6 protein-coding genes are annotated in these 6,909 nt (G+C 67.0%); 4 read left to right on the top strand and 2 right to left on the bottom strand.

Annotated elements, in window-relative coordinates:
• Positions 1 to 7: 7 nt before the first annotated feature.
• Both CG50_RS12240 and CG50_RS12245 read right to left on the bottom strand, forming a co-directional pair.
• The gene (locus CG50_RS12240; protein ID WP_036638785.1) at positions 8 to 1,771 is read right to left on the bottom strand and encodes a glycosyltransferase family 4 protein; all 1,764 of its coding nucleotides are present in this window, start codon (positions 1,769 to 1,771) and stop codon (positions 8 to 10) included.
• Positions 1,772 to 2,232: 461 nt separating this feature from the next.
• Positions 2,233 to 2,925 carry a FadR/GntR family transcriptional regulator gene (locus tag CG50_RS12245; RefSeq protein ID WP_036638788.1) on the bottom strand — a complete coding sequence of 231 codons (693 nt, stop codon included), beginning with the start codon at positions 2,923 to 2,925 and terminating at the stop codon, positions 2,233 to 2,235.
• A gap of 231 nt (positions 2,926 to 3,156) precedes the next feature.
• Between CG50_RS12245 and CG50_RS12250 the strand changes: the two genes are divergently transcribed.
• The 4 genes from CG50_RS12250 to CG50_RS12265 form a co-directional block, all read left to right on the top strand.
• On the top strand, positions 3,157 to 4,389 hold the full coding sequence (locus CG50_RS12250) for a branched-chain amino acid ABC transporter substrate-binding protein (RefSeq protein WP_051909976.1): 1,233 nt from the start codon (positions 3,157 to 3,159) through the stop codon (positions 4,387 to 4,389).
• A 135-nt stretch (positions 4,390 to 4,524) separates the two neighbouring features.
• On the top strand, positions 4,525 to 5,466 hold the full coding sequence (locus CG50_RS12255) for a branched-chain amino acid ABC transporter permease (protein WP_036638790.1): 942 nt from the start codon (positions 4,525 to 4,527) through the stop codon (positions 5,464 to 5,466).
• 4 nt (positions 5,467 to 5,470) lie between these two features.
• Positions 5,471 to 6,688 (top strand): branched-chain amino acid ABC transporter permease, encoded by a 1,218-nt coding sequence (locus CG50_RS12260; protein WP_036638791.1) that lies wholly within the window; start codon positions 5,471 to 5,473, stop codon positions 6,686 to 6,688.
• Positions 6,685 to 6,909 (top strand): ATP-binding cassette domain-containing protein (locus CG50_RS12265; RefSeq protein WP_036638794.1); only part of this gene is annotated, 225 nt, incomplete at its 3' end. The genes CG50_RS12260 and CG50_RS12265, both read left to right, overlap by 4 nt.

Here is a 6,909-nt window from a genome sequence, read left to right on the forward strand (position 1 = left end):
TCGGTGGTCATGTTCCCGGCATCGGGGGGGAAGACGGGGGCATCGGCGTCTGGCCGGGGGGGGAGGGGGCGGGCTCCGCGGGGCGGATCAGCCCGAATTTCAGCAAGAACAGCCAGCACCGCGTCAGCGTGTCGGCGTTGAGCCGCAGCTCCTGTGCGAGGCGGGCGGGGCTCGTGCCGGCAGGGCCCCGCCCGGCGACGGCGCGCAACACGGTGTCGAGCGTCTTCAGGCTTTCGAACGGGTTGCCGATGCCGTCGTGGCGGCGCAGCTGCCAGATCCGGTGCAGCCGTTCGGGCGTGGCGGCGGCCACGAAGCACGCGCCGGTGTCGGCGAAGGTCCCGCTCGGGTAGGAGGCGAACAGATCCATCGGCAGCGGGGCGACGGGGTTGCGCAGCCAGGGCGCGGCGCGGCGCGGGGGCAACGCGGCGGTGCGGATGCGGCTCAGCTCCTGCCAGAAGTCCTGCAACTGCGGGATCACCGCGGCCCAGTCGTAGACCTGCCGGGCCCGGCGCTGTCCGGCCGCGCCCATCCGCCGGCGCAGCTCTGCGTCGCTGGCCAGCGTCACGAAGGCCTGCGTCATCGCGGCCAGGTCGATCTCGACCATCGACGACAGCCGGTTGCCGTATTGGGCATAGCTCAGCCGCCCCGCCAGATAGCCGAGGCTTTCGGGCAAGGTGCAGCCGGCCGGAACCGAGCGCGTCGGCACCCGGATGCCGACCTCGGGGGTGACGGTATCGCGCAGCCCGTCCCAGTCCGAGGCCACCACCGGCAGCCCCGCCGCCATCGCCTCGACCGGGGCGAGGCCGAAGGTCTCCTGGGTGTTGTCGATCGCGAAGGCGAAGATGTCGGCCCCCGACAGCGCCCGGTGGCGCTGTGCAGGTGCGGCGCCGTCGATCTGGCGATAGCCGACATCGGGCATCAGCGCGCGCGCGCAGTCCTCGAAGATCTTGCGGTTCATCTCGGGGCCGTAGAAACCGCAGGCGAGGAAATGCAGCCGCTTCGCCGTGCCAAGCCGCTCCTGCGCGCGTTGCAGCGCGATGAACAGCGGCGCCGGGTCGAACTTGCCATAGGGCAGCAGCCGCGCCACGGTGAGGACGACGATGTCGTCCCCGCTCCAGCCGAATTCGGCGCGCAGCTCATGGCGTTCGGCCGGGTCGGGGCGGAAGTCGTCGCAATGGATCCCGAGCGGGATCACCGGCATCTGCGGGCGTGCCGGCATCCGGCCGCCGAAGCGTTCGCGCAGGAAGTCGTCGGCCAGCTCGATGTTGCGCACCGTCGCGGCATGGACCGCGCGCGAGGTGCACACGATCCCGTCCCATTCCATCTGCGGGCTGGCGCGCAGGTCGAACCAGCATTTCATGATGCCCCGGGTGTCGGTGGTGTGGGTGATGCCGCTGATCGAGAATGCCCGTGCCCCGAGGCTGAGCCGTTGCCAGCACAGCGCGTCGTAGCGCGGCGAGGCATAGCACAGCGTGCCGACGGGCGCGATGCGGTGCAGATTGCCCTTGTTGACCGTCCGGTGCGCCAGCCTGCGCCCGGAGGCGGCAAGCCGTGCCGAGATCGCCGCCTCTTCGGCCGGGCTGCCGACCAGCGAGACCAGCTCGTCGATCGCGGCATGGCGCAGGAACCCGTCGAGGAACGATGAGCCCGCCATCCGGCGCCCGTTCAGTCCGGTCTTCGCCGGTTCGTATCCGTCTTCGCCATACCAGATCGCCGCATTGCGTGCGGTCTGCGGGCGTTTCGCGTCCGCCGGGGGTGTCGTGTCGTCCATTCTGCCCATCCAAGCCCCCCGGGGCGTGCCCTGCGCCACCCCACGCCCCCGTGCCGCGGCGCCTTGCGCCGGTGCCGGTCGTTCTTCGCGTTATACCGTGCGACAGCCCGCGGCTGTCAAACGGCGTCTGCCATCGGGCGGGCGGGGCCGCTCAGGGCGCCGGGGGCGGTCCCCTTCGGGCCTGGGGCGGTCGCTTCGTAAAGGATTTGATAATTGTTCCTTATCGCGAGATGACAGGGAAAGGCGGGTGTGCTCCGGTAAGGAGAAAAATCGCCTTCATCTGCCGGTATGTGCCGTTATGAAATTGATTTTCATGTGAATGATGGAAATCCATTGCCGCACTCCGGGGGCAGCGCTTCGGGGCATCCGGCGGCACCGGCATCCGGCGGCACCGCACCTGCGATGCGGCGACCGGAGCTGGCGGTGTCTTCGGGCAAACGGGTATCGCGGGGCTGGGAGGCCTATCGTCTGCGGTACATCCGGGCGCGTTCGGTGGCGTTTCGCAGATGCGTCGCCGCAGCGACGGCCGCGGCTTCGGGGTTCTTTTCGGCGATGGCCTGATAGATCGCCTGATGCTCGGCCTGCACGGCATCGAGCTGCACCGACAGATTCATCTTCGTGTTGGTGCGCGCGGTCAGGATGACGTTGCGCGTGCCCTTTTCCAGATGCCGCGACAGCGACATGAAATAGGGATTGTGCGTCGCCGCCACGATGGCGCGGTGGAAGGCGAAATCCTCCTCGTCGCCGAGCCGGTCGCTGGCGATGGCATATTCCATGCCCAGAAGCTCGCGGCGGATCTTCTTCAGGTCAGCTTCCGTGCGATGTTCTGCCGCGATCCGGGTCGCGGCGACCTCGACGGCCATCAGCAGTTCCATGATCTGTGCCAGCGAGTCGGTCTCGTCGATGTCGACATCGGGCAGGCGGAAGAACCGGGGTTCGCGGTTGGTCGTGACGAACACGCCCGCGCCCGCCTTCGCCTCGACCAGCCCGTCGGATTTCAGATGTGACAGCGCCTCGCGCACGACCGGACGCGAGACGGAATAATGGGCGCTCAGATCGCGTTCGCTCGGCAGGCGCGCGCCGGGCGCGAATTCGCCGCGGCCGATGCGCTGGCTCAGCTCGGCCGCGATCTCCTCGGGCAGGTCTTTCCCCATGGTCCGGTCTTCCTTGTCTTGCGGCCGGGGTTCCGATCCGATTCGGTCTGTCCAGCACGCTTCTGGTAATACCAGATTTCCTCGCATCATAAATACAAGCAAATGAAATTGCATGTATATTACCGTGCGTCAGTTTTGAATGTGTTCCCCATGCAGCCTTTTTCTTGACAGGTCATACCAGTTCATAGAACAGTCAGACCAGTTGGAGGAGGATACGTCAGGGAGGACGTCATGCTGAAAACAGCCATGTGCTGTTCGGCACTTGCCATCGTGTGGGCAGGTGCCGTGCAGGCCGAACCGTTGCAGGTCGCGCTGGTCGAAACCCTGTCCGGGCCACAGGCCTCGACGGGATTGTTGTACCGCACCGCCGTGCAATACGAGATCGACAGGATCAACGCCGCCGGCGGTTTCCGCGGCGAGCCGGTGAAGCTTGTCGAATACGACAGCCAGGGCGGGCCGGTGGGCGCGGCGGACCGGGTCAAGGCGGCCATCGCCGATGGCGCGCGGGTGATCTTGCAAGGCTCCTCCTCGTCGGTGGCGGGGCAGATCTCGGAGGACGTGCGCAAGTTCAACCTGCGCAACAAGGGCAAGGAAGTGCTCTATCTCAATCTTGGCGGCGAGGCGCTGGAGCTGACCGGCGACAAGTGCAATTTCTACACGATCCGCACCAGCCCCAACGCCGCGATCCGCTTCCAGACCCTGACCCGGGGGATGAAGGAAATGGGTCTGATGGGCGACAAGGTCTATTCGATCAACCAGAATTATTCCTGGGGCGTCGACGTGCAGTCGATCATCGAGGCGAATGCGCCGAAGGTCGGCTACAAGGTCGTCGGCGAGACCCTGCACGAGGTCAACAAGATCCAGGATTTCTCGCCCTATGTGGCGCAGATCCAGCAATCGGGCGCCGATACCGTGCTGACCGGCAACTGGTCGAACGATCTGCTGCTGCTGATGAAGGCGGCCTCGGACGCCAGGCTGAAGGTGCGTTTCGGCACCGCCTTCCTCGATCAGCCGGGCAATATCGGCAATGCCGGCCCGGTCGCCGAGGGCAACGTGATGTCCGCGCCCTTCAACCCGGAACTGAACGACAAGACCAGGGCCTTCGCCGAGGATTACAAGGCGAAGACCGGCCATTACCCGGCCTATGTCGAACCCTATGGCGTGTTCGGGATGGAGCTGTTCGCCGCCGCCCTCAAGACCCTCGACGGTCAGCCGGGTCCGGTCAGCGCCGATCAGCTCGTCCTTGCCATCGAGAAAACCGGGATCGAGACCCCGGTCGGTCCGCTGCGCGTGCGCGCGGCCGATCATCAGGCCGAGATGTCGATGGTCCTTCAGGAAGTGTCGAAGGATGCGCTCTACAAGGTCGATGGCACCGACTACGGCTTCCGGCCGCTGAAGGTCTATTCGGGCGCGGATTCGGCCGACCCGGTTCAGACGACTTGCCAGATGAAACGCCCCGGCTGATTGCCCGGGCGGGCAAGTGCCTCCCCCCCCCGCAGTCTGAACCGCGGCCCGTGCCGAGGCCTGCCCCGGAGCGATCCGGGGCAGGCGCGGACGGCGCCGGCATGTCCTTGCAACTTCAACGACAGGTGATCTCGCATGGAGCAGATCGTTTTCGCCCTGCTGAACGGGGTAATCTACGGATTGCTGCTGTTCATGGTCTCGGCGGGGCTGACGCTGATCTTCGGCATGATGGGGGTTCTGAACTTCTCCCATGCCTCGTTCTACATGGTCGGGGCCTATCTGGCCTATACGCTGCAGCCGCTGACCGGATTCTGGGCGGCGATCGTGCTCGCGCCGCTTCTGGTCGCCGGGCTCGGCATCTGCGTCGAGCGTTTCGTGCTGCGCCGCGTCCATGCCTTCGGCCATGCGCATGAGCTGCTGGTGACCTTCGGGCTGTCGGTGGTCATCGCCGAGGTCATCAAGATGTTCTACGGCAATTTCCCGGTCGATTACGCGGTGCCGTCGGGCCTGAACTTCTCGGCCTTCGCGCTCGGGGGCATGGAATATCCGTTCTACCGGCTGTTCATGGGGGGGGTGGCCCTCGTGATGTTCGCGGCGCTTTATCTGATGCTGACCCGCACCCGCGTGGGCATCGTGGTGCGCGCGGCGATCTACCGGCCGCGCATGGTCGAGGCGCTCGGCCACAACGTGCCCCTGGTGTTCATGTCGATCTTCGGCATCGGCGCCTTCCTCGCCGGGCTCGCCGGCGCGATCGCGGGGGCGTTCTACACCACCAATCCCAACATGGCGCTGGAACTCGGCGTGGTGGTCTTCGTGGTGGTGGTGGTGGGCGGCCTCGGCTCGATGGAGGGGGCGATGCTCGCCTCGATCGTCATCGGGGTGATGAACTCGCTGGCCGTGGGGGTGAACGTCTCGCTCGCCGATGTGCTCGGGCGGGTCGGTCTCGGGGACTGGGCGCGCGACACGGGCGGCGTGCTGAGCCTGCAGCTGTCGAGCCTCGCCGCTACCTTGCCGTTCTTCCTGATGCTGCTGGTGCTCCTGGTGCGCCCCTCGGGCCTGCTGGGCGAAAAGGAATAAGCCGATGATCCGCAAACTGAGTGCCGTCGTCGCGGTTCTGATCCTTCTTCTGGCGCTGCCGGCGCTGCTGTCCGAGGCGCTGCTGAATGCCTCGGTGCAGATGCTGATCGCGGCGCTGTTCGCCACCTCCTTCGCGCTTCTGTGCGGGCAGGCGGGAATGCTGTCCTTCGGCCATGCCGCCTATTTCGGCCTCGGCGCCTTCGCGACGGTCCATGCGATGAACGCCTTCGGCGGCGACGGGCTGCTGCCGACGCCGCTGTTGCCGCTCGCCGGCGCCGCGGTCGGTCTGATCTCGGGGCTGGGGGCGGGGTATTTCTCGACGCAGCGCACAGGCACCTATTTCGCGATGATCACCCTCGCGCTCGCCGAGCTGCTCCATGCGCTCGCGCCGCATCTGAAGGGCGTGTTCGGCGGCGAGGCCGGGGTCTCGGCCTTCCGGATGCCGGCCTGGGGGATCGGGTTCGGCTCGACGACCGAGGTCTATTATCTGGTCCTCGGCTGGACGGTGCTGTGCATCGCGCTGCTCTGGGGGCTGACGCTGACGCCGTTCGGGCGGCTGGCGCTCGGTCTGCGCGAGAACGCGCACCGGCTGAAGTTCCTGGGCTACAACACCCATGCGCTCGGCACCTTCGTCTTCGCGCTCTCGGCCGGGTTCGCCGGGGTCGCGGGCGCGCTCCAGGCGCTGAACATCGAGGCGGCGAACTATGTCGTGCTCGAGACCCAGGTCTCCACCGCGGTGCTGCTCAACACCTTCATCGGCGGTGCCAAGGTGTTCTTCGGCCCCGCCATCGGTGCGGCGGCAATGTCCTTCTTCGGCTATGTCAGCTCCGATCTGACGCGCAGCTGGCTGCTTTATCAGGGCGTCATCTTCATGCTGGTGATGATGTATCTGCCGCGCGGCATCGTCGGCGAGATCGTGGCCCGGCTGCGTGGCGAGGCCGGCCCGCTCCGTCCGCTGCCGCTCCTGGCGCGCGCGGTGGGCATCGCCGTCGCCTCGGCCGGCTTCGTCGCCGCGATCGAGCTGCTGCAGCGCTTCTTCAGCACCGATTACAAGGCCGCGCGTCAGGCGGGCGGCTGGCCCCCGGTCGAATTCGCCGGCCATCTCTGGGCGCCTTTCGCGCCGCTCACCTGGGTCGTGCCGGTCGGTCTGACCCTCGCGGGGCTCGGCCTCGTCGCCATCGTCAACCGCCGCGAGGCGCGCCGCCAGGAGGCCCGGGCATGAGCCGCGACATTCTCGTCCTCGAGCGTCTGTGCAAATCCTTCGGCCCGGTCGAGGTGACGCGCGATGTGTCGCTCGCGATCCGCGACGGCGAGCGCCATGCGCTGATCGGCCCGAACGGCGCCGGCAAGTCGACGCTGTTCCACCTGATCTCGGGCAATTACAAGCCGACCTCGGGGCGTATCGTGCTCGACGGTCACGACATCGGCGGGCTCGATCCCGCC

Source organism: Paenirhodobacter enshiensis (assembly GCF_000740785.1).
Taxonomy (GTDB): Bacteria; Pseudomonadota; Alphaproteobacteria; order Rhodobacterales; family Rhodobacteraceae; genus Rhodobacter; species Rhodobacter enshiensis.

Excerpts from the sequence above, each read along its gene's own strand:
- CG50_RS12240 (WP_036638785.1), bottom strand. The coding sequence starts at position 1,771 with ATGGACGACACGACACCCCCGGCGGACGCGAAACGCCCGCAGACCGCA.
- CG50_RS12245 (WP_036638788.1), bottom strand. The coding sequence starts at position 2,925 with ATGGGGAAAGACCTGCCCGAGGAGATCGCGGCCGAGCTGAGCCAGCGC.
- CG50_RS12250 (WP_051909976.1), top strand. The coding sequence starts at position 3,157 with ATGCTGAAAACAGCCATGTGCTGTTCGGCACTTGCCATCGTGTGGGCA.
- CG50_RS12255 (WP_036638790.1), top strand. The coding sequence starts at position 4,525 with ATGGAGCAGATCGTTTTCGCCCTGCTGAACGGGGTAATCTACGGATTG.
- CG50_RS12260 (WP_036638791.1), top strand. The coding sequence starts at position 5,471 with ATGATCCGCAAACTGAGTGCCGTCGTCGCGGTTCTGATCCTTCTTCTG.